This is a genomic window from Oleiphilus sp. HI0043 (genome assembly GCF_001634935.1).
Genome location: NZ_LWEY01001269.1, coordinates 1 through 670, shown reverse-complemented (window position 1 = coordinate 670; position 670 = coordinate 1). Strand labels below are relative to the sequence as shown.

General features: G+C 43.3%; 2 protein-coding genes. Both read right to left on the bottom strand.

Annotated elements, in window-relative coordinates; genetic code table 11:
* A partial coding sequence (locus A3729_RS34030) for a hypothetical protein (RefSeq protein ID WP_231877452.1) occupies window positions 1-194 on the bottom strand: 194 nt, incomplete at its 3' end.
* A gap of 85 nt (window positions 195-279) precedes the next feature.
* A partial coding sequence (locus tag A3729_RS16560) for a putative solute-binding protein (protein WP_231877451.1) occupies window positions 280-670 on the bottom strand: 391 nt, incomplete at its 5' end.

The following is a 670-nucleotide window of genomic DNA, read 5'->3' as shown; positions in this document are numbered from 1 at the left end:
ATATCAGGCTTTGGGTTGCATTCAGGCTTAGGCTCTTCTCCACGTAGAATGAAGTAGTCATCCCACAGATAAATTCCTAGTTTGAGCATTTGTGCATTAATGTTTTCGCTGGTACCTGCTGTTACCGTGCCGAGTAAAAGTATCAGAACAGTCAGCGATAGACAGCGCTTGAGCCAGCGGCTTGCTACGTCCATAAGAATCGTTTTTGTTATTTTACGATTATGAAACTGGGGTGGCAGCTAATGCATTTCCGAACGGAGACCGTCACCCCAAATGAAATTATTCCTTATCTTTAGAAGTACACTCAGCCAAGTTGGGGTCGACTTTACAGCGAACTTTTCTGAACAAGGTTAACGCTTTTGCGTTGTATACATTTCTGTCCCGCAAGGCTAAACGGCTTTCACGAAATAGTTCATTCCACTCATCCTTAGCTTGATCTGAAATATTGATCCAATATTTCTCGGGGATAGTTTGCTCGCTCTGCTCAATTGATTTGATATCACTAAGGTATTTATTTGCCAGTAATGTGCGAGTCTTCTGGGCAAAGCCATCAGGAATCTTTTTCCAGCGAACGATTAGCTGCATAGTCACCTGGAGACTGGGCCAGTTAATGATGCCACCATTTGGTTCAAGGCCTTTATACATTTCCATAGGCTCATAAGCCAGACCA